This window comes from Rhodoferax sp. (assembly GCF_028714215.1).
Classification (GTDB): Bacteria; Pseudomonadota; Gammaproteobacteria; order Burkholderiales; family Burkholderiaceae_C; genus Rhodoferax.
Window position 1 is genome coordinate 47511 of sequence record NZ_JAQTMS010000026.1, and the last position, 20247, is coordinate 67757.

Sequence of the window (20247 nt, forward strand, 5' to 3'; positions counted from 1 at the left end):
CATGGCAATAAACGTTTCCGCCTGGTCGATCCGCAAACCGGTACCCTCGGTGCTGCTCTTCATCATGCTCACGCTGGTGGGTTTGATGAGTTTTCGCGCCATGAAGATCCAGCAGTTTCCCGACATCGATCTGCCGATGGTGATCGTCAGCGCGTCGCTGCCGGGCGCCGCCCCGGCGCAGATGGAAACCGAGGTGGCGCGCAAGATCGAGAACTCGCTGGCCAGCATACAGGGCTTGAAGCACATCTACACCAAGGTGCAGGACGGCATGGCCACCGTGACGGCCGAGTTCCGCCTCGAGAAACCGACCCAGGAGGCGATGGACGACGTGCGCGACGCGGTGCAGCGCATCCGCTCCGACCTGCCGGCCGAGCTGCGCGACCCGGCCATCAGCAAGATGGATTTTGCCGGCATGCCGGTGCTGACCTACACCGTGTCGTCGTCGCGCATGGACGACGAGGCGCTGTCCTGGTTTGTCGACAACCAGGTCAGCAAGGCGCTGCTGGCGGTGCGCGGCGTCGGCGCCGTCGGGCGCGTCGGCGGCGTGCAGCGCGAGGTCCGCATCGAGCTCGACCCGGCGCGCCTGTTTGCGCTCAACGCCACCGCGGCGGAGATCTCGCGGCGCCTGCGCGAGGTCCAGCAGGACGCCTCCGGCGGCCGCACCGACCTGGGCGGCGGCGAGCAATCGGTGCGCACCATCGCCACCGTGCATTCGGCGCAGGAGCTGGGCGCGCTGGAGCTGACCCTGGGTGACGGCCGGCGCATCCGCCTGAACCAGGTCGCCAGCGTCAGCGACACGGTGGCCGAGCAGCGCGCCACGGCCTTGCTGAACGGCCAAGCGGTGGTCGGTTTCGAGATCACGCGTTCGCGCGGCGCCAGCGAGGTGGAGGTTGCCAAGGGCGTGCACGCCGCGCTCGATACGCTCAAAGCCCAGCACCCGGACGTGACGATCACCGAGGCCTTCAACTTCGTCGACCCGGTGATCGAGAACTACAACGGCTCGCTGGCGCTGATGCTCGAAGGCGCGATCCTGGCGGTGATCGTGGTCTGGCTGTTCCTGCGCGAGTGGCGTGCCACCTTCATCTCGGCGGTGGCACTGCCGCTGTCCATCATCCCGACTTTCGCGGCCATGCACTGGATGGGTTTCAGCGTCAACGTCATCACGCTGCTGTCGCTGTCGCTGGTGGTGGGCATCCTGGTTGATGATGCGATCGTCGAGATCGAGAACATCATGCGCCACCTCAGCCAGGGCAAGTCGCCGTTCCAGGCGGCACTGGAGGCGGCCGACGAGATCGGGCTGGCGGTGATCGCGACCACCTTCACGCTGATCGCGGTGTTTCTGCCGACCGCCTTCATGGACGGCGTGGCCGGCAAGTTTTTTGTGCAGTTCGGCTGGACCGCCGCGATCGCGGTCTTCTTCTCGCTGGCGGTGGCGCGCATGCTGACGCCCATGATGGCCGCCTACATCCTGCGTGCGCCGAAGAAGCCGCACGTGGAGCCGCGCTGGCTGAAGGGGTATCTGCGCCTGGCCGCCTGGTGCCTGAAGCACCGCCTCTGGACGCTGCTGGCCACCGTGCTGTTCGCGCTGGGCTCCTGCACGCCCCTGTTCGTCGGCAAGATCGCCGGCGGCTTCATCCCGCCCGACGATTTGTCGCAGACCCAGGTCTACATTTCGCTGCCGCCCGGCAGCACCTTCGGGCAGACGCTGGCGGTGGCCGAGCAGGCGCGCCAGATCGTGCAGAAGAACCCTCATGTGAAGATGGTCTACACCGCGGTGGGCGGCGGCAAGGCCGGTGCCGACCCATTCCTGTCGAGCGGCGCGGCCGAGGTGCGCAAGGCCACCTTGACGATCAACCTGACGCCGCGCGCCGAACGCCCCGGCGTCAGCAAGCAGGCGATCGAAGGCGATTTGCGCCGCGCCCTGGAAGCCGTGGCCGGAGCGCGCCTGAACGTCGGTTTCGGCGGCTCGTCGGAGAAATTCATGCTGGTGCTGGCCGGTGTCGATGGCGAGGCACTGAACGCCCACGCCGCGCTGGTGGAGCAGGAGTTGCGCGGCCTTCCCGGCATCGGCGCGGTGACCTCCACCGCCAGCCTGCAGCGCCCCGAACTGGTGGTGCGGCCGGACAACGCCCGCGCCGCCGACCTGGGCGTGACCTCGGCGGCGATTGCCGACACCTTGCGCATCGCCACCACCGGCGACTACGACCAGGGCCTGGCCAAGCTCAACTTCTCGCAACGCCAGATCCCGGTGGTGGTGCGCCTGCCCGACGCCGCCCGGCAAGACCTGCGCTTGCTGGAGCGGCTGGCGGTTCCCGGTGCCCGCGGACCGGTGGCGCTGGGCAACGTGGCAACGCTGGCGATGGACAGCGGACCGGCGCAGATCGACCGCTACGACCGGCTGCGCAACGTCAATTTCGAGATCGAGCTCAATGGCCAGCCGCTCGGCAAGGTACAGGCCGAGGCGGATGCGCTGCCCAGCCTGGCCAAGCTGCCCAGCGGCATCAGCAAGACCGCGGTCGGTGACGCCGAGGCGATGGGCGAGTTGTTCGCCAGCTTCGGCCTGGCCATGGCCACCGGCGTGCTGTGCATCTACATCGTGCTGGTGCTGCTGTTCCACGCCTGGGTGCAGCCGGTCACCATCCTGGTGGCGCTGGCGCTGTCGATCCCGGGCGCCATCCTGGCCCTCTTCATCACCCGCACCGACCTGACCATGCCGTCCATGATCGGCATGATCATGCTGATGGGCATCGCCACCAAGAACTCCATCCTGCTGGTCGAGTACGCGATCATGGCGCGCCGCGAGCACGGCCTGAACCGCTGGGACGCCCTGCTGGACGCCTGCCGCAAGCGCGCCCGCCCGATCGTCATGACCACCATCGCCATGGGCGCCGGCATGCTGCCCATTGCCATCGGCTTCGGCACCGACCCGAGCTTTCGCGCGCCGATGGCGATCGTGGTGATCGGCGGTCTGATCACCTCCACCTTCCTCAGCCTGCTGGTGATCCCGGTGGTGTTCACTTTCGTCGACGATCTGGTGCAAAGCCTGAGCCGGCGCTTCCGGCCTGAGGCCGTGGCGCCAGCGCCGGCAGCACCGGCAGCGGCCGACGCACATTGAAAAGTCAGGAGCCACGCAACATGAAATCTCTGCACCTGCTACCGGTCACCCTCCTCAGCCTGTCGGCGGTTTCCTGTGGCGGGGGCGGCGACGCGCCAACTCCGCCGGGCACGGTCAGCTTCGTCATGCGGCTGCACGGGTTTCCCGGCAGCGAGGAGTTTCGTGTGGCAACCGCCTCGGCCGACTTCATCGCCAAGGCCCGGGCGCAACTGCTGCTGCCCGAAGCGCAGCGCAGCCTCTTTGTCAACGGCGCCATCGCCGCCGGCAGTGCCGGTGTGAACACCGGCTGGAGCTGGCATTTCTCGGACGCCGCTCTGGTGGAGTCGGCGATCGAGCTGTGCGATGGCCGGCCCAGCATGGTTGAAGCCAACCAGGACTACTGGCTCAACACGGTCAAGCGCTTCTGCCCCTGGCCATCCTACGTCTACGCCGAGGCCACTTGAGCGAGCCAGCTCACGAGGGCGCCTTGGCTTTGACGCGCTGTTCGACAAACTGCACCAGAAGCTGATTGAACCTGGCCGGCTGGTCGTAGAACACGGCGTGGCCGGCGCCTTCGACGACGGCGCTGCTGGCCAGCGGAATCGCCTGCTGCAACTGTTCGCTTCGGTCCTCCGCGGTGCCGGCCACCACCAGCAGGGTAGGCACTTCGATGCGCCGCAGCGCCGGCCGGTAGTCCTTGCCCATGAAATCGAGCACCAGATTGGCCACGCCCACGCTGCTGGGGGTTCGCATGGCATTGCCGACGATCGTGTCGAGTTCAGCGGGCGACAGCGGTTGGCTGAAGATGTACGGCATCATGGCCTCCAGGTACTCGCGCGGATTAGCTGCATAGAAGGGCATCCGTCCCAGGCTTGAGCGCAGCTCCCGGATGTCGACGTCGGCGGCGCCGGCCGACACCGTGGCATCGACCAGCACCAGGCCAGCGACTTCCGCGGTACCGAACGCCAGCGCGTAGGCGGCCACGTCCTGCACGCCTTGCGACCAGCCGACCAGCACCGGCTTGTGCAAATGCAGCGTCTTGATCAGGTTGGCGATGTCGACGGCCCGATGGTCCGGGCTGTTCGAGTGATCCAGTTGGGTCGAGCCGCCTTGTGAGCGCGGATCGAACGCCACCACGTGGTAGCGCTCGCTCAAGGCGGTGATCTGCTTGCGCCAGATGTCCGCCGTGAAGCACCAGCCGGGGACCAACAGGATGACCTGGGCGTCCTTTGGGCCGGCCTCGATCACGCGCAGCTTGATGTCCGCCGAGACGGCCACCAGCCGGTCGGAAATTGCTTGCTCCGAGTGCGCCATCGAAGGCGCCCACAGTGCGCACCCCAGCAACAGGGCCAGGGTCCACGCCTTCGCCAACAGCATCGGTCTTTGGTTCGTCACCATCATGATTTGCTCCTCCAGGGGCTGTTCACTCTACCTTAAGAAATCCCTAAGACTCAACTGGGAAGATGCCGGCACTGGGGGCATGGGCTCTGCCCAAATTGTCAGCTAATCGGTATTTTCCAAAAATGTTTTCCCTTGTTTCCCGTTTCACGACCAGTCTGATGGGCCTTATCGGCGAATCGGCATCGAGCGCAGAAGTTGAAATTCGGGTCGAGGAAATCCGCCGGGAAATGCTGGCCATCATGTCGGAACTCCCGGATCAGCAGGGCGCACGATCGGCGCCCTGGACCCGGGTCTGGGCCAAGGTATCGCGGGCCGCCAACATCCAGACACTTTGGTATTTGCGCATTGATCTGATGGCGCTGCTGTCAGCGCATTGTGGCGAACATGTGGCGCGCGACAAGTTGGCCGCCATCACCAAAATGTTTCGTGGTGTGTTGCCACCCGCTCAGATGGCAAGACCAGACCGCCGTCGCCAGTCAAAACTGAGGCCTCTTGAATAGGCGGGATCACGCCAGTTCAACCTTCATTTTCCGGTCTTTCTTCCGTGAGTTTTCCTGCACGCGAAACGCAACGATTTTCTTGATCAGTTTCAGCGGCAGTGGCCGGTCGATGGGAAACTGAATGGCACCTTTGGAGGTTTTGTAGATTCTTAACTCGTGCTGGAATGGGGCGATCCCACTCGGTGTGGGATAGAGTCCTATGTGTCGCTCGAAGGCAGCGAAATGCACAAGATTGCCTTTGAAGTAAAGGGTTGGCATTTGATAGCTTATTTTCTCGATGGCCTCGGGTGCCGCCAGGCTGATGGCTGATCGCAGTTCCTGCAAGATGGCTTGCACAGCTTCGGGAAACCCCTGGATGTATTGGTCGATTGACGCGATTTTTTCGGCTGGCGTTTTCATGTTCGGCTCCTGGTTCATGAAAGTTTCGCGGGCTCATGGCGCAGCGTCAGCAGCCAGCCGACCAGGCAACCAAAAATGAAATTGGAGGAGGCGGTTTCCCTCAGGTGGGCCATGCGTACTGCTTCAGGCATGTAGGGGTTGGGTAGCAGAAGCTGGGCACTCATCAGCACGGCGAACAGCAAGCCGACCATCAGGGCGGTCTCCGGCCAGCGCCCTTTCGTCATGCGCACCACCGGCAAGGCGATCGCCACCCACAACAGGGCGCGCAGGATCTGGAACGGGATCAGCCAAAAGGTGTCTGTCAGCACGACGCTCATGCGGGCGAGGAAGCTGCCTTCGTCGACACCGCCGTAATACGCCGGCACCGCAGGGTTTCGCCAGGCAATGAAATAGCCAAAAGTGAAATACACAATGAGGTAAGCCAAAGCCAGTGCCGCCAGCCGCCAGGCCCATTGCGGCGCGGGCATGAGCAAGCGCGGATTGAGTTCCTGGTCGTCGTCGGCTTCGGCTTTCCTCTTTCCCAGTACGAGAACGGCAAGCGCCGAGAAGGGGGCAGCAATCAGGGCACCCATCAGAAACAAGCGCGGCAACATGCCCGCTGGCAGACGCGTGACAAACACGGCCGTCTCGATTTGCGACATGAACGTCATCACGCCATAAAAGACAAAAAACACGGTCGCAACAAGCCGCCAGCCGGCCCAGCGGGAGCGAAGAACAAGATATGTCAAAACCAGCGTGCATAAAAAGCAGTCCGCCAGCAGCAGCCCGGCCGCCGGTGCGCCGGAATTTTCAGGCGCCGGAGCATTGCCCTGCAAGCCCACTGCGCTGGCTGCCACGGCAAAGCAGATGAAGAGAATCGCCGTCAGGGCGGCGACTTTGAGCACGATGAAAATAGTCGTCTTCATGTCTTTCTTCGCCCATCAGGCTTCCAGCGAACGGTACGCATGGGTCCAGAAATCCTTGAACACCGCCGGCGGTTCCGGTGAATCCATCAAGCGTTGCGTCAACAGGATGCCGACGAAGTCGTGCGTCGGGTCCGAGTAGGCGGAAGTGCCGAAACCGCCGTCCCAGCCGAAGCGGCCCGGCACGGTCCATGGCTGCTCCGGGTGGATGTTGACTGCCATGCCAAAACCCCAACTGCTGTGATTGCCGAAGAATATCTGCGCGCCTCGTCGCTGTTCAGGCGTGAGTTGATCGCGGGTCATCGCTTCGATGGCGGCCTTGGATAGGAGTCGCTCGCGACCCCAGACACCTTTGTTCAAGAGCAGGCGGCAGAAGGCGTGGTAGTCGTCGACCGTTGATACCAGTCCACCGGCGCCCGATTGGAAGGCTGGCGGGCGACTGTATTCGCTGTTCTGCGAACTGTCGAACAGTTCCAGTTTTTTGCTATCGTGATTGAACTGATAGAGGCCCGGCAGTCGATCCATCTTTGACGCCGGAACGCTGAACGCCGTGTCCTTCATACCCAGCGGATCGAACAGCCGCTCGCGCAGGAAGGCTTCGAAGGATTTCCCGGCAACACGGGCCAGCAAAACGCCCAGTACGTCGCAGCCCGTGTTGTAGGCCCAACGCTCGCCCGGCTGGTACATCAGCGGCAGCTCGCCCAATCGGCGCATCCATTCATCCGTGCCAGGCATCAGCGACGGATGTGGTGGGCCATCACCGCCCAGATGCCCGTCACGGATCGGTTGCTGAATGGGACAGCTTCCCGGCAGCGCCATGACACTGCCGAAGCCGAAGCAAAACGTCAGCAGGTCGCGCAGTGCGATTGGGCGCTGGGCGGGAACCGTGTCGTCGAGTTGCGCGTCAATGCGCCTGAGCACCTTGCGCTTGGCCAACTCAGGCAGCCAGCGTTCAACGGCATCGTCAAGCCGTAGTTTGCCGTCGTCGACCAGCATCATGGTGGCGGCCGCGGTGATCGGCTTGGTAATCGACGCAACCCGGAAGATGGTGTCGCGGCGCATTGGATCTTTTCCATCAACCGTCTTCATACCGATCGCATCGACGTGAATTTCGTTGCCACAACTTAGCAGCGTGACGATGCCGGGAATAGCGCCGTGTTCGACGTAGCCCATCATCGCGCGGCGCAGATCCGCGAGGCGCGTCCTGTTGAGTTTGTTTGTAGTCATTTCCCGAGCGACCGATACCGGTTGACGACGATGCCGCAGCTATAGGAAGTTGATTCGAGCAACTTGAGCTTCAGGCCTTCGCGCGGATTGTTGAAAATCGACAATCCATCCCCGACCGCAGTCGGATTCACGAAAAATTGAAACTCGTCGACCAATCCAGCCGCGACCAAGGCCGACGCGAAGCCGACGCCGCCAAAAGTGATGATGTTCCTGCCAGGTCGACGCTTCAGCGCCTTCACTTCCCTGATCATGCCGCCGTCAGCCACCACCGTGCGGTCCCACTTCGATTTCTGGAGCTTGTCGGTAACCACGATCTTGTTTGCATCGACTATTTTTCGGGCAAAAGCGTAGTGCGGGTTGGCAGGAAAATTGGCGGCAGCCCGGCCCCAGTGCTCAAGGTAGCCTTCTTCCGCCATCTTGCGGCTTAACAGAATGCTGTCGATCGAATCGAAAATGACATTGAAGTCGCTCTTGAGTTGCTGGTCCCATGGGCATGGGTCGTTCCAGTTCCAGACCTGCCAATCGAGATCGGGATTGGCAGCGGCGACGTAGCCGTCGACCGACATCTGCATTTGCAATATCAGTTTTCTCACGCTCTTTTCTCCAATGTCTGATTACCAACCTGTACCTTTCCAACCGGCCGGTGCATGCCGTTTGCGCAGCAACCCGACTTGGCGGCATCGAGGGAATACGCTTGAATTGTGTACGCCGTACACAATAGAATAGCAGGGATAATGGACAGTGTCCACAACCCGCAATGCCATGACTGCCAGATCAACAATAACGCCGCCGGTGCGCAGCACCTACCGTCACGGCGACCTGCATCGTGCATTGCTGGAGGCCGGCATCGAGCTGGCGCGCCAAGGTGGTCCCGAGGCTGTTGTGCTGCGTGAAGCAACGCGGCGCGCCGGCGTGGCGCCCAACGCCGCCTACCGCCACTTCGCCAGCCGGGAAGCGCTGCTGCAGGCGGTGCGCGCGGCCTCCCTGCAGGCCGTGGCGGCGGCGATGGAGGCCGAGCTGGCGACCCTGCCGCGCAAGCTGTCGCCAGCCGACTTCGCCCGCGCCAGCGTGCGCGCGGTGGGCACTGGCTACCTGCGCTTTGCCCTGGCCGAGACCGGTTTGTTCCGCACTGCTTTTGCCGCTTCCGACAAACTGCTGCAAGGCACGCCCGAGCTGTCCACCGCCGGCGCCAGCGGCCTGAACCCTTTCGAGCTACTGGGCGCCGCCCTGGACAAGCTGGTCGAGGCCGGGGTGATGCCGGCCAAGCGCCGCCCCGGCGCCGAATTTCTGGCCTGGTCGGCGGTGCACGGGCTGGCCATGCTGGTGGTCGACGGCCCGCTGCGCAACGTCATCGGCCCGCAGATGCAGCAGGTCGGGCAACGGCTGCTGGACATGGTGGAGAAGGGTTTGTAACGGGCCTCCTGCCATGCCGCAACACATCGGAATTGTGGGCTGCTCCGCCGAAGGCGCGGCGCTCTGTTATCGAACCCTCTGCCTCGAAGGCGCGCAGTTGCTGGGCCGACACGCGCATCCCGAGATCTCGCTGCACACGCACTCGCTGGCCGACTACGTCGACTGCCTGGACCGCAACGACTGGCCGGGCGTGGCCCAGCTTATGCTGTCCTCCGCCCACAAGCTGGCCAACAGCGGCGCCGACTTTCTGATCTGTCCCGACAACACCATCCACCAGGCTTTTGCCTGCCTTGAAAACCGCTCTCCGCTGCCTTGGCTGCACATCGCCGAGGTCGTCGCCAGCGAGGCCGCGCAACGCGGCTTTCAGCGCCTGGGCCTTAGCGGCACGCGCTGGCTGGTGGAGAGCGAGGTCTATCCCGAAAAACTGAGCGCCCGTGGACTGGCGTATCTGCGCCCGACCGAGGTCGAGCGCTGCGAGATCAACCGCATCATCATGGACGAGCTGGTGTGCGGTGTCGTCCGGCCGCAAAGCGTGGCCTATTTTCAGAAGGTCTTCGCAGGCATGAAAGACCAGGGCTGCGACGCCGTCATCCTGGGCTGCACCGAAATTCCCTTGCTCATGAACGACGCGAATTCCGCGCTGCCGACACTGGACTCGACACGGCTGCTGGCGCGCGCGGCGTTGCGGCGGGCAGTGGCCAGCGAGCGCCCTTGCGATCACTGAAACTCAGTCCGCCACGGCGTGGTCCGATTGAGCCTTCAAATAGGGAAAAAACTGACGATCCGCCCCCAGGATGTGGTGCGCCACCAGATCGTGCGCCAGAAACTGGAACAGCTCCCCGATATCGAGGTCCTTGGCTCTGAAGCGACTGACCAGGTAGCGGGCGTGATCTATCAGTTCGCGGTGCATCGCGACATGCCCCGGCGCCGCCGGGAAGTCGGTCGCCAGAATGATCGCTTCCTCTTCCTCGAAATGCTGGGCAACCGCGCAAATCAGCACCTCCATGAGGATTGCCACCTCATCGATCGGCCGGTCGGAAAGCAGTGCCGCAAGAACGCTGTTGACGTGTCCGAACAAGGCGCCATGCTGGGCGTCGAGTCCGGCTTGACCACATGCGTAGGCCGGCTGCCAGACCAGTTGCACCAGATTCTCGGCAACGCTTTTTCCGAGGCCCGCAACCTGACGCGCCTGCGGAGCCAGCCGCACCTGGTTGCGCCCGCCATGCTTGGCGTGATAGAGGGCCTCGTCGGCCGCCCGCAACAAGGCCGCCACATCCTTGTAGGCATCGTTCACCATGACGGCCAGGCCGCTGCTGATGGTGACCTTGCCGCCGTCCGATTGCGGGTGGGGAATTTCCAGCGCTTCGATGGAACGGCGCAATTCCTCGGCCAGCCGCTGCGCGGTGGCGGCGTCCATGCCAGGCAGAACCAGCAGGAATTCCTCACCGCCGTAGCGCGCCGCCAGATCGCTGGCCCGCTTGGCGCTGGCCTGCAGGGTTTTCGCGATCGATATCAAACATCGATCACCGGCCTGATGACCGTAGTGATCGTTGTACTTCTTGAAATCGTCGACATCGATCATGATCAGGGACAGTGGCTTGCCTTCCCGCTTGCAGCTCGCCAGTTCCCGCTCCAGGGTGCTGTCGAGGTAGCGCCGGTTGTAGAGCATGGTCAGCGCATCGTGCGTGGCCTGCTCGCGCAACTGTTGCTGCAAACCCTCGATTTCCTGCAGGTGCAGGACCAGCGTCTGGTTGGCGTTCAACAGTTCCTTCTCTCGTTCCCGCAACGCCTCCCGGACCCGGCGCAACTGGAGGTTGCGGGTAAATCCGACGTTGCCGATCACTAGCACGTAGCCGCAGATGCCGACCAGGCAAGCCAGCGTGACCGGCCAATCGGTCTGCGGCGAGAAGCTGAGGCCGCCAGCACCGATGACCCCCAGCAACGCGCCAACCAGCAGCGCCAGCACGGTCGCCGGAAGCCGACGCCAGCCCTTGTTGGCGGCGTTATTGGTCAAGGTGGCAATCAAGGCGGCAAAGCTCAACCAGAGGGGAAATGCCAGCGCCGCCATGTAGGCGCCTAGCAACAAAGAGTCGATCAGCAGGTTGTCCATCTCCGCTTTCAGCGAGTCGGCAGCGCGCGACGCGCGCCAATACTGAAGGTGCGGATAAACCAGAAACAGCAAGGCCAGAAGTACCCAGGCAGTGGCCCCGTAATTTCTGGCCGCCATGTGCACCCCGCTGGCGACAAACATCAAGGCGAGGGACACGGCACGCATGCGGTAGTGCATGCGCACCAGCCAGCGGGTTCTGCTGTGTGGTTCCGGGTATTGGGTCATGGGCTGAGTCGGGTGCTTGCTGCTTTATACCGTTTATTCTTGACAGCGACCATAGGCATTTGCAGTGTCCGCAAGGGCGGCTTCCCAATCGCGGTCATGGATCGGCTGTCACGGTTCGATGATGCCCTCCGGCACAGGTTATATTGTTGTCGCTGGGTCTTTCCTGCGTCTTTCCTTTTCGAGCCACTGCCATGCCAAACTCATCTCCAGTCGACCAGGTTTCACAAAGACAAAACATCGGCGTCATCGGCCTGGGAGCCATGGGCCGGGGCATGGCCGCCTCGCTGCGCCGCGCCGGCTACCAGGTGCATGTCTGCGACGTCCGGCTCGATGCGGCGCAGGCTTTTGCCGCGGACGGCGGCGTCGCTTGCGCCAGCCCGGCGGAACTGGCTGAGCATTGCGAGGTGCTGGTCAGCGTGGTGGTCAACGCGGCGCAGACCGAGGCCGTGCTGTTCGGCGCCGGCGGCGCCGCTGCCGCCTTGAGGCCCGGCAGCCTGTTCATCATGTGCTCCACCGTGGACCCCAACTGGTCGGTGGCGCTGGAAGCGCGGCTGGCCGAGCAAGGCGTGCTGTACCTGGATGCCCCGATCTCCGGCGGTGCCGCCAAGGCCGCTTCCGGCCAGATGACCATGATGACCGCCGGCAGCGCCGCCGCCTACGCCAAGGCCGGGGGTGCGCTGGACGCGATGGCGGCCAAGGTCTACAAGCTGGGCGACCGGGCCGGCAACGGCAGCAAGGTCAAGATCATCAACCAGTTGCTGGCCGGCGTGCACATCGCCGCCGCTGCCGAGGCCATGGCGCTGGGCTTGCGTGAAGGCGTCGATGCCAAAGCGATTTACGAAGTCATCACGAACAGCGCCGGCAACAGCTGGATGTTCGAGAACCGCATGGCCCATGTGCTCTCGGCCGACTACACGCCGCTGTCGGCGGTCGACATCTTCGTCAAGGACCTGGGCCTGGTGCTCGACACGGCGCGCGCCAGCAAGTTCCCCCTGCCCCTGTCGGCCACGGCGCACCAGATGTTCATGCAGGCCTCCAGCGCCGGCCATGGCCGCGAGGACGACTCCGCGGTGATCAAGATCTTCCCCGGCATCACACTGCCCGGCGCGAGCAGCTGAACGACAATTCCGGCATTGTGGATTTACCGCTGCACCCGCGGCTACAGGAAACAAACCAATGACCCGCCCCCTGCTCGGCTGCATTGCCGACGACTTTACCGGTGCCACCGACCTGGCCAACAACCTGGTGCGCGCCGGCATGCGCACGGTGCAAACCATTGGCGTGCCGGACGACGCCACGGCCAGCGTCGAGGCGGATGCCATCGTGGTGGCACTCAAATCCCGCACCATTGCGCCGGCCGATGCGACTGTGCAGTCGCTGGCCGCGCTGCGCTGGCTGCAATCGCAAGGCGCGCGGCAAATCTATTTCAAGTACTGCTCCACCTTCGACTCCACGCCGCAAGGCAATATCGGCCCGGTCACCGACGCGCTGCTGGACGCCTTGCATGGCCCGGGCCAGGGTTTCACCATCGTCTGCCCGGCCTTCCCGGAAAACCAGCGCACCGTGTTCAAGGGGCATTTGTTTGTCGGCGATGTGCTGCTCAGCGACAGCGGCATGCGCCAGCACCCGCTGACGCCCATGACAGACGCCAATCTGGTGCGTGTGATGCAGGCGCAGACCCGGCGCAAGGTGGGCCTGGTGGCGCATGAGGTGGTGAGCCGTGGCGCGCCAGCCATTGCCCAGCGCTTCGCCGCCCTGCGGGCCCAGGGCGTGGGCGTGGCGGTGGTCGATGCGGTCAGCAATGCCGATCTGCTGGCCATCGGCAGCGCACTGGCCGGCATGCCCCTGGTGACGGCCGGCTCCGGCATCGCCATCGGACTGCCCGCCAACTGGCAGGCCAGCGGCGAGCTGGCCATGGGCGCGCACGCCGACAGCTTGCCGCAAGCCAGCGGCTGGCGTGCCGTGGTGTCGGGCAGTTGCTCGCAAGCCACCAACGCCCAGGTGCTGCATTTCCGCCAACAAGGTCGCCCCGCCTTTGCCGTCGACCCCCTGGCCATTGCGGCCGGCGAGGACGTGGTGGCGCAGGCACTGACGTGGGCCGCACCGTTGCTGGCGCAAGGCCCGGTGCTGGTCTATGCCACCGCCGAATCCAGTGCCGTGCAGGCGGTGCAGGCCAAGTTGGGCGCGGAGCGGGCCGGCGAGCTGGTGGAGCAGGCCTTGTCACGCATCGCCGTCGGATTGGTGAACCTGGGGGTGCGCCAACTGGTGGTGGCGGGCGGCGAAACCTCCGGCGCGGTGGTGCAGGCGCTGGGTGTACGGCAGATGGCCATCGGCCCACAGATCGACCCCGGCGTGCCTTGGACGGCAGTGCAATCCGCCACCTGGCCTGGAGAGACTTTGCACGTGGCGCTGAAGTCCGGTAATTTCGGCAGCACCGATTTCTTCAGCAAGGCCTTCACCCTGCTGGAAGCGGCAGCATGAGCACCGCACGGCCGCCCGAAGGTGCTCGCACCGCAGTGCTTGGCACGGAGGTTACCCAGTGACCCAGACCCTGCGGGAAGAAATTTGCCGCGTCGGTGCCGCGCTGTTTGCGCGCGGCTATGTGCATGCCACGGCCGGCAACATCAGCGCCCGTACCGAGGACGGCGGTTTTCTCATCACCCCTACCGATGCCTGCCTGGGCACGCTGAAGCCGGCTCGCCTGGCGGCCGTGAACGCCGCCGGCGAGCAGACCGCCGGCGAGCGTGCCTCCAAAACGCTGGCCTTGCACCGCCGCATTTATGCCGCCGAGCCAGAGGCGCGCTGCGTCATCCACACCCATTCCACCCATCTGGTGGCGTTGACGCTGATGGGCGTCTGGCGCGCGGACGACATCCTGCCGCCCATCACGCCTTACTACGTGATGAAAGTGGGCCATGTGCCGCTGATCCCCTACCACCGCCCCGGCGACCCGGCCGTGGCCGATCTGGTGGCCCAGCGCATCGCTGCCATGCAGCAGGCCGGCACGCCTCTGCGCGCCGTCATGCTGGAGCGCCTGGGTCCCAACGTCTGGCACCGTAGTCCGGCCGAGGCCAGCGCGGTGCTGGAGGAGCTGGAAGAAACGGCCCGCCTGTACCTGCTGACCCGGCCCACGCCGCTGTCCGAAGCCCAGATCGCCGAACTGCGCACCCACTTCGGCGCGCGCTGGTGAGACGCTGCCACCCGTCCTGATTTTTGCTTTTCGGAGAAACCCACCATGCCCCGTTTTGCCGCCAACCTCAGCATGCTCTACAACGAGCATACCTTCCTGGACCGTTTCAAAGCCGCCGCCCAAGACGGCTTCACCGCAGTGGAATACCTGTTCCCCTACGCCTATCCGGCGCAAGAGCTGGCGCAGCGCCTAGCCGACCACGGTTTGCAGCAGGTGCTGTTCAACGCCCCGCCCGGCGACTGGGATGGCGGCGAGCGCGGCATCGCCTGCCTGCCAGGGCGCGAGGCTGAGTTTCGCAGCGGCTTTGCGCGTGCGCTGGAGTATGCCCAGACGCTGGCCTGCCCGCGCATCCACGTCATGGCCGGGCTGGCACCCACTGGCGTCGAGCGGGCCGCGCTGCAAGCCACTTATGAGGCCAACCTGGCCTGGGCCGCCGGGCAGGCTGCCGCTGCCGGGCGCGATGTGCTGATCGAACCCATCAACCCGCGTGACATCCCGGGCTTCTTCCTCAATCGCCAGGACGAGGCACACCGCATCGTGCAAAAGACTGGCGCGGCCAACCTCAAGGTCCAGTTCGACCTGTACCACTGCCAGGTCGTCGAGGGCGACGTGGCCAGCAAAATCCGCCAGTACCTGCCGACCGGCCGGGTCGGCCATTTCCAGCTGGCCGGGGTGCCCGAGCGGCATGAGCCTTCGGTCGGCGAATTGAATTACACCTACCTGTTCCGGGTGATCGACGAGGTGGCTTTGCAATGCGGTTGGACCGGCTGGATCGGTTGCGAATACCGGCCCGCGCTGGGCGCCGTCAGTGGCGCCACGTCGAAGGGGCTGGCGTGGCTGCGGGCGCTGACTACGCCCGGCGTTTGACGGCTCAATGTCACATCGCCTGTGGCGCAACCGGGCCAGGGCTCACCGTCACAGCGGCTTGGGCACAAAGCCAATCGTCAAGCCGTCCTCCGTCACCGTGATGCTGCCGGGCTGCAGCCCCAGGCCATCGGCCAGCGCCAGGTCTTGCGAGCGCAACTGGTACAACACCACTTCCAGCAAAGACTGCCGAGCCAGCGCCGGCCCGTAGACATTGAGCAACTCGGACGCCGCCGGTTGCAGGTCGGCAAAGCGCAAATGCCTGAAGCGCAGTTGGCAGGCGCGAATGGTGCGGTCGCTGGCCTCGTAACGCAGCGCGAAGTCGACATCGAAGCTGCCGCTGTGGCGGCGCCGCAGCGCCGCTCCGGCGGCCTCCACCGTCATCTGGGCGCTCAGCCGGTTCTGCTCCGGCAGCAGGTGCAGGCGCGGTGCCTGCAACTCCAGATCGAACAGACCCGGCACCGGATAGCGCAGCGGAAAACGCTGCGCCACCACACGCTCCAATTGCTCGGCCGACACGCTGTAGGCAGGCTGGGGCGGCGGCAGCGCCGCCAAAGCCACTCCGGCCAGCGTCAGGCCAGCGACTGCGGTCAAAAGGAATCTGCGATCCATCCGGGGCCTCCGTTGCTGGCCCGATTGTGCGCTGGGCGCCCGGATCGCAGCGCTTGAAGCATGCGCCATCATGCGGTGAATACACGGCTTATTCGCCGCTCAATTTGCGGTAAATAAGCGCATAATCGCCTCATGCCCCGCAACCGCAAGCGACTTTACCTCTGGCAGCAAGCCGACTGGCCGCACTGGCGCTTCGACGCCGCGGCCCTGGCCGAACCGCTGGCGCAAGCGCACCGCGCACAAGGCCATTTGCTGGGACGCATGGCCCAGTTGGGGCTGGCCCAGCGCGAGCAGGCCACGCTACAGGTGCTGACGCAGGAAGTCATTAAAACCAGTGAGATCGAAGGCGAGCGACTTAATCTGGAGGCCGTGCGCTCGTCCATCGCACGCCGACTGGGCGTCGACATTGGCGCGCTGGCCCCGCCGGACCGGCATGTGGACGGGGTCGTCGACATGGTGCTGGACGCCACCGGCCGCTTTGATCAAGCCCTCACACCGGGGCGCCTGTTCGGCTGGCACGCCGCCCTGTTTCCGACCGGTTACAGCGGTATGGCGCGCATCCGGGTTGGCGCGTGGCGCGACGACACCACCGGCCCGATGCAGGTGGTATCGGACTACCTGGGCCGGGAAAAAGTGCACTACCAAGCGCCACCTGCCAACACGCTGGCGGCGGAAACCGACAGGTTCCTGCAATGGTTCAATGCCAACTCAAAAGGCGACGCCTTGATCAAAGCCGGTCTGGCTCACCTGTGGCTGGTCACGCTGCACCCGTTTGACGATGGCAATGGCCGCATCTCGCGCGCCGTGGGCGACATGGCGCTGGCGCGGGCAGACCGAACACCCCAGCGCTTTTACAGCTTGAGCGCGCAGTTGCAGCGCGAGCGCAAAGACTATTACGAGCAGTTGGAGGCGACGCAAAAAGGCACGCTGGACGTGACGGCCTGGCTGGCCTGGTTTCTGGCTTGCCTGCGGCGTGCCGTGCTGGGCGCGGACGACACCCTGGCCAGCGTGCTGGGCAAGGCCCAGTTCTGGCAGCGCTGCGCCGGCACGCCCATGAACGAGCGGCAAGTCAAGCTGGTGAACCGTCTGCTGGACGGCTTCGAAGGCAAGCTCACCAGCGCCAAATGGGCATCCATAGCCAAATGCTCCACCGACACGGCGCTGCGCGATATCACCGAATTGCTGGCGCGCGGTGTCTTGCGCAAGCTCGAAGGCGGGGGGCGGAGCACCGGCTATGAGTTGAAAAGATAAATTTTCAGCCAGCATGAACCTGGCGCGAGTCCGTCGGTGCCTGCTGGCGTTGGGCCAGGCCATAGTCGCGCAGCACATGCGCCACGCGCAGCCGGTAGTCGGCAAAGAGATGGTCACGGCCCGCCGCCTGCGCCTGGCGGTGCACTTCCAGCGTGCGCCAGCGCTGCACCGCGGCCTCGTCACGCCAGAACGACAGCGACAGCACTTTGCCGGGCTGCGACAAACTCTCGAAGCGCTCGACCGAGACAAAGCCGTCCATCTGCTCCAGCTGCGCGCGCAAGTCGGCGGCTATATCCAAATAGGCCTGGCGCTGGGCGGCATGCGGCAGCACCTCGAAAATCACGGCGATCATGCTGCTGCACCTGCGGCGGCGGGCAGGCCTAGGGTGCCGTCCACCACTTCCACGAAGGAGCGTTGCTCGCGCAGGATGAAGCGTCTGGACTGCGCCAGTTCAAAGTTGGCCCGGCCCTCGGGATCGAGCTTGAGGCGAGCGCGGTAGGCCTCGTAGGCGGCCAGACTGTCGAACGCAATCAAACCCCAGGCGACGTCGTTGCTGCCCTCCAGCGGCAAGAAATAGCCCAGCAGGTGGCCGCCACAGCGCGGGATGATGCGTCCCCAGTTTTGCGCATAGTGTTTGAAATCCTCACGCTGAAACGGGTCGATCTGGTAACGGATAAAACAGGTGATGGTCATGAAAACTCCAGTTAGAAAAAAGAGTGCCGGCCGGGCTCAGGTGGCTTGCGCCGGTGGAACGATGGCCTGCAGGAACCGGTTCACCTGCTGGTACAGCTCGGCACGCTGGCTTTCCAGATGCATCAGGTGGGTGGCGCGCTCAATTCGGCAGTCGCTCTTGTGCCGGCTGCCCAGCGCGGCCAGCAGGGTCGCGGCATCGGCGTCGGTGCAGAGCGAATCCCACTCGCCGCGCACCAGCAACGTCGGCGCCATGATTTGCGACGGCTGGTACAGCCACTGGCCGCCCCACCAGGCACGGATATCGGCCAGCGGACCGGCCGGGGTCAACACGGCCGGCGGCGTGCGAGTGGTAGCGTCGGCGTCGCTTGCCAGGTAGGCCTGGCTCCAGGCCTGGAAGTGCGCCTCGCTCAGCACCTGCGCCTGACCGCGCGGCACGTCCTCGACAAAGCGGCGGTACTGCGCCCAAACACTGATGGCATGGTGGGATGGCGAGGGCGTTGCGGCGATGGGCGCCGACACCGGCGAGCGCTTCACAATGGCGCCAAACAGCACCAGCGCGTTCACATCCTCGGGATGGCGCGACGCGTAGCCGGCCGCCACGCTGGCGCCCCAGGAATGCGCCACCAGTGCCACCGGACGGTCGCCGTTGCGCTCGCGCACCGCCGCGATCACCCGGCGCAGTTGCGGCAGAACTTCGATCATGCGCCCCACCGGCTCGCTGCCAGCCGCCGGGTAGCGCTGCGAGTGGCCATAACCGGCCCAGTCGAAACCCCACACCGTCAGGCCGGCGTCGTTGAGCGCGTCGGCCCAGGAGCGACCCTCGAAACGGTAAAAAATCGAAAGATCGGCACCAAAGGTCGAGCCGTGCAGATAGACCACATTGCCGACGGCGGCGGGCCAGGTGGCCGTGCTGTGCTGGACCTGCACGGCCAGTGTCGGCTGGCCCGCCTCGCGCAACTGAAACAAGGGTCTGGCGCTCAGCGTGGGTTCGTCAGCGTGTAATGCAATCGATGGGGTTTGCACAAATGGTTCCTGTGGTCATTGAATGCACCTGATGGTACGAAGGCAGGCACAGCAAATGCTTCGTCACGGAACGAAGCATGGACGGCCCAGCCTGGTCTAACATGCCGGCATGAAAGACGGACCCCATATCGCCCGCATTGCTGCCCTGATTGGCGAGCGCGCTCGCGCCGACGTGCTGACCGCGCTGCTGGCCGACCGGGCACTGACCGCCACCGAGTTGGCCGAGATTGCCGGCATCACCCGGCAAACCCTCAGCGTGCATCTGGCCAAGCTGCTGGAAGCCAGGCTGATCAGCGTGGAGCCGCAAGGGCGGCACCGCTACTTCCGGCTCGCCAACCTGGATGTCGCGCAGCTGCTGGAGAGTCTGATGGGCGTCGCCTTTCGCAGCGGCGCGGTGCGGCTGCGCGGCAGCCCGCGCGAACCGGCCTTGCGCAAGGCCCGCGTTTGCTATGACCACCTGGCGGGCGAGCTGGGCGTGCTGGCTTACGACCGGATGCAGGAGCAAGGCGTCTTCACAGCACAGCAGCGCGACCTGCAACTCACCGCGAGCGGGCGCGCGTGGTTCAAGACGCTGGGTGTTGATGCCGATGCGCTGGCCACGCAAAGACGAAGCTTGTGCCGGCCCTGCCTGGACTGGGGCGAGCGCCGCCACCACCTGGCCGGCGCCCTGGGCGCGGCCATGTTGGCGCGCGTGCTGGAGCTGGGCTGGGCCAGGCGCGACAAAGACTCCCGCGTGCTGTTGTTCACGGTGCCGGGCGAACACGCGTTTCGCCAACGGTTTGAACAACCTTGCTGAAACCCCCGAATATCGCTTGGCGGCAGGCGGAGAATGGCGTATCGGTTTTCTTGAACGGCTATGACCGAATAGGCCTCGTGTATTCTTCTGCAAGGAGAGAAACCTCGCCTTTCACAGCAATAACTCTGGATCTGTCATGAACAAAACAGGGAGTTCATCCGTTACAACGGAGGCGGAATCGGCTCTTTACGCCGACATCCGAGCACTGGTTGCGTCTGCCCGCAACACTGTTGCGCGTGGCGTTGATCTGGTGCAGGTGCACACCAATTTCGAAATTGGTCGGCACATTGTTGAATACGAGCAGCGAGGTGAGGCGCGAGCCACCTATGGGCAGGCATTGCTCAACCTGCTGGCCGACCGCTTGACAGCAGAGTTCGGCAAGGGATTTGGACGCAGCAATATTGCCTATAGCCGAAGCTTTTAAACATAGCGTCTTAAATAATGCCGCATAGTCTCTTCAGCATTAAGTTGGGTTTCGTCCACCGATTGAAGCATTTCTGCACGGCGACGAGCACATCTCCAAGTGTCTCGAAGTGCCGGTTGTGGG

Annotated in this window: 22 protein-coding genes; 12 read left to right on the plus strand and 10 right to left on the minus strand. The window is 64.5% G+C overall.

Annotation, left to right across the window (positions count from 1 at the left end; genetic code table 11):
• Nucleotide 1 precedes the first annotated feature (1 nt).
• Nucleotides 2-3115, plus strand: coding sequence for an efflux RND transporter permease subunit (locus tag PHS32_RS13280; protein ID WP_301079485.1), 3114 nt, complete (start codon nt 2-4; stop codon nt 3113-3115).
• 20 nt (nt 3116-3135) lie between these two features.
• Nucleotides 3136-3558: a hypothetical protein gene (locus PHS32_RS13285; RefSeq protein ID WP_301079486.1), complete on the plus strand. Its 423-nt coding sequence runs from the start codon at nt 3136-3138 to the stop codon at nt 3556-3558.
• A gap of 10 nt (nt 3559-3568) precedes the next feature.
• Here the strand turns inward: PHS32_RS13285 and PHS32_RS13290 are convergent, their stop codons facing one another.
• Entirely contained in the window at nt 3569-4495 is a 927-nt protein-coding gene (locus tag PHS32_RS13290) for an alpha/beta hydrolase (protein WP_301079487.1), read from the minus strand.
• Between the two features lie 62 nt (nt 4496-4557).
• Here PHS32_RS13290 and PHS32_RS13295 point away from each other — a divergent pair, with 62 nt between their 5' ends.
• On the plus strand, nt 4558-4995 hold the full coding sequence (locus tag PHS32_RS13295; RefSeq protein WP_301079488.1) for a hypothetical protein: 438 nt from the start codon (nt 4558-4560) through the stop codon (nt 4993-4995).
• Nucleotides 4996-5001: 6 nt separating this feature from the next.
• Here the strand turns inward: PHS32_RS13295 and PHS32_RS13300 are convergent, their stop codons facing one another.
• From PHS32_RS13300 to PHS32_RS13315, 4 genes are read right to left on the minus strand one after another with little or no spacing between them, the layout of a single operon-like run.
• Nucleotides 5002-5394, minus strand: coding sequence for a DUF1801 domain-containing protein (locus tag PHS32_RS13300; RefSeq protein WP_301079489.1), 393 nt, complete (start codon nt 5392-5394; stop codon nt 5002-5004).
• A gap of 14 nt (nt 5395-5408) precedes the next feature.
• Nucleotides 5409-6299, minus strand: a complete 891-nt coding sequence (locus tag PHS32_RS13305) for a hypothetical protein (protein ID WP_301079490.1) — start codon at nt 6297-6299, stop codon at nt 5409-5411.
• Nucleotides 6300-6314: 15 nt separating this feature from the next.
• Nucleotides 6315-7523, minus strand: a complete 1209-nt coding sequence (locus PHS32_RS13310) for a serine hydrolase domain-containing protein (protein WP_301079491.1) — start codon at nt 7521-7523, stop codon at nt 6315-6317.
• Entirely contained in the window at nt 7520-8116 is a 597-nt protein-coding gene (locus tag PHS32_RS13315; protein ID WP_301079492.1) for a dihydrofolate reductase family protein, read from the minus strand. The genes PHS32_RS13310 and PHS32_RS13315 overlap by 4 nt, the downstream gene beginning before the upstream one ends.
• 169 nt (nt 8117-8285) lie before the next feature.
• Here PHS32_RS13315 and PHS32_RS13320 point away from each other — a divergent pair, with 169 nt between their 5' ends.
• Both PHS32_RS13320 and PHS32_RS13325 read left to right on the plus strand, forming a co-directional pair.
• Complete coding sequence (locus tag PHS32_RS13320; protein WP_301079493.1) at nt 8286-8936, plus strand: TetR/AcrR family transcriptional regulator; 651 nt, start codon at nt 8286-8288, stop codon at nt 8934-8936.
• A gap of 13 nt (nt 8937-8949) precedes the next feature.
• A complete protein-coding gene (locus tag PHS32_RS13325; protein ID WP_301079494.1) occupies nt 8950-9660 on the plus strand; it encodes an amino acid racemase in 711 nt (236 codons plus the stop codon).
• Between the two features lie 3 nt (nt 9661-9663).
• On the opposite strand, the gene PHS32_RS13330 is transcribed toward PHS32_RS13325, so the two are convergent.
• The gene (locus PHS32_RS13330) at nt 9664-11271 is read right to left on the minus strand and encodes a diguanylate cyclase (protein ID WP_301079495.1); all 1608 of its coding nucleotides are present in this window, start codon (nt 11269-11271) and stop codon (nt 9664-9666) included.
• A 191-nt stretch (nt 11272-11462) separates the two neighbouring features.
• Here PHS32_RS13330 and ltnD point away from each other — a divergent pair, with 191 nt between their 5' ends.
• From ltnD to otnI, 4 genes are read left to right on the plus strand one after another with little or no spacing between them, the layout of a single operon-like run.
• On the plus strand, nt 11463-12389 hold the full coding sequence (gene ltnD, locus PHS32_RS13335; protein ID WP_301079496.1) for an L-threonate dehydrogenase: 927 nt from the start codon (nt 11463-11465) through the stop codon (nt 12387-12389).
• 58 nt (nt 12390-12447) lie between these two features.
• Nucleotides 12448-13752, plus strand: coding sequence for a 3-oxo-tetronate kinase (gene otnK / locus PHS32_RS13340; RefSeq protein WP_301079497.1), 1305 nt, complete (start codon nt 12448-12450; stop codon nt 13750-13752).
• A 58-nt stretch (nt 13753-13810) separates the two neighbouring features.
• Nucleotides 13811-14461 (plus strand): aldolase, encoded by a 651-nt coding sequence (locus tag PHS32_RS13345; RefSeq protein ID WP_301079498.1) that lies wholly within the window; start codon nt 13811-13813, stop codon nt 14459-14461.
• 45 nt (nt 14462-14506) lie between these two features.
• A complete protein-coding gene (gene otnI / locus PHS32_RS13350) occupies nt 14507-15328 on the plus strand; it encodes a 2-oxo-tetronate isomerase (RefSeq protein WP_301079499.1) in 822 nt (273 codons plus the stop codon).
• Between the two features lie 48 nt (nt 15329-15376).
• On the opposite strand, the gene PHS32_RS13355 is transcribed toward otnI, so the two are convergent.
• Complete coding sequence (locus PHS32_RS13355) at nt 15377-15919, minus strand: DUF1439 domain-containing protein (protein WP_366143481.1); 543 nt, start codon at nt 15917-15919, stop codon at nt 15377-15379.
• A gap of 150 nt (nt 15920-16069) precedes the next feature.
• Between PHS32_RS13355 and PHS32_RS13360 the strand changes: the two genes are divergently transcribed.
• Nucleotides 16070-17188 carry a Fic family protein gene (locus PHS32_RS13360; protein WP_301079501.1) on the plus strand — a complete coding sequence of 373 codons (1119 nt, stop codon included), beginning with the start codon at nt 16070-16072 and terminating at the stop codon, nt 17186-17188.
• Between the two features lie 4 nt (nt 17189-17192).
• On the opposite strand, the gene PHS32_RS13365 is transcribed toward PHS32_RS13360, so the two are convergent.
• From PHS32_RS13365 to PHS32_RS13375, 3 genes are read right to left on the minus strand one after another with little or no spacing between them, the layout of a single operon-like run.
• Complete coding sequence (locus PHS32_RS13365) at nt 17193-17540, minus strand: antibiotic biosynthesis monooxygenase (protein WP_301079502.1); 348 nt, start codon at nt 17538-17540, stop codon at nt 17193-17195.
• Nucleotides 17537-17881, minus strand: a complete 345-nt coding sequence (locus PHS32_RS13370; RefSeq protein ID WP_301079503.1) for an NIPSNAP family protein — start codon at nt 17879-17881, stop codon at nt 17537-17539. The genes PHS32_RS13365 and PHS32_RS13370 overlap by 4 nt, the downstream gene beginning before the upstream one ends.
• 36 nt (nt 17882-17917) lie before the next feature.
• Nucleotides 17918-18904: an alpha/beta fold hydrolase gene (locus PHS32_RS13375; protein WP_301079504.1), complete on the minus strand. Its 987-nt coding sequence runs from the start codon at nt 18902-18904 to the stop codon at nt 17918-17920.
• A 109-nt stretch (nt 18905-19013) separates the two neighbouring features.
• Here PHS32_RS13375 and PHS32_RS13380 point away from each other — a divergent pair, with 109 nt between their 5' ends.
• Both PHS32_RS13380 and PHS32_RS13385 read left to right on the plus strand, forming a co-directional pair.
• Nucleotides 19014-19700, plus strand: coding sequence for a helix-turn-helix domain-containing protein (locus PHS32_RS13380; RefSeq protein WP_301079505.1), 687 nt, complete (start codon nt 19014-19016; stop codon nt 19698-19700).
• A gap of 136 nt (nt 19701-19836) precedes the next feature.
• Nucleotides 19837-20124, plus strand: a complete 288-nt coding sequence (locus PHS32_RS13385) for a DUF1016 N-terminal domain-containing protein (protein ID WP_301079506.1) — start codon at nt 19837-19839, stop codon at nt 20122-20124.
• Nucleotides 20125-20247 lie beyond the last annotated feature (123 nt).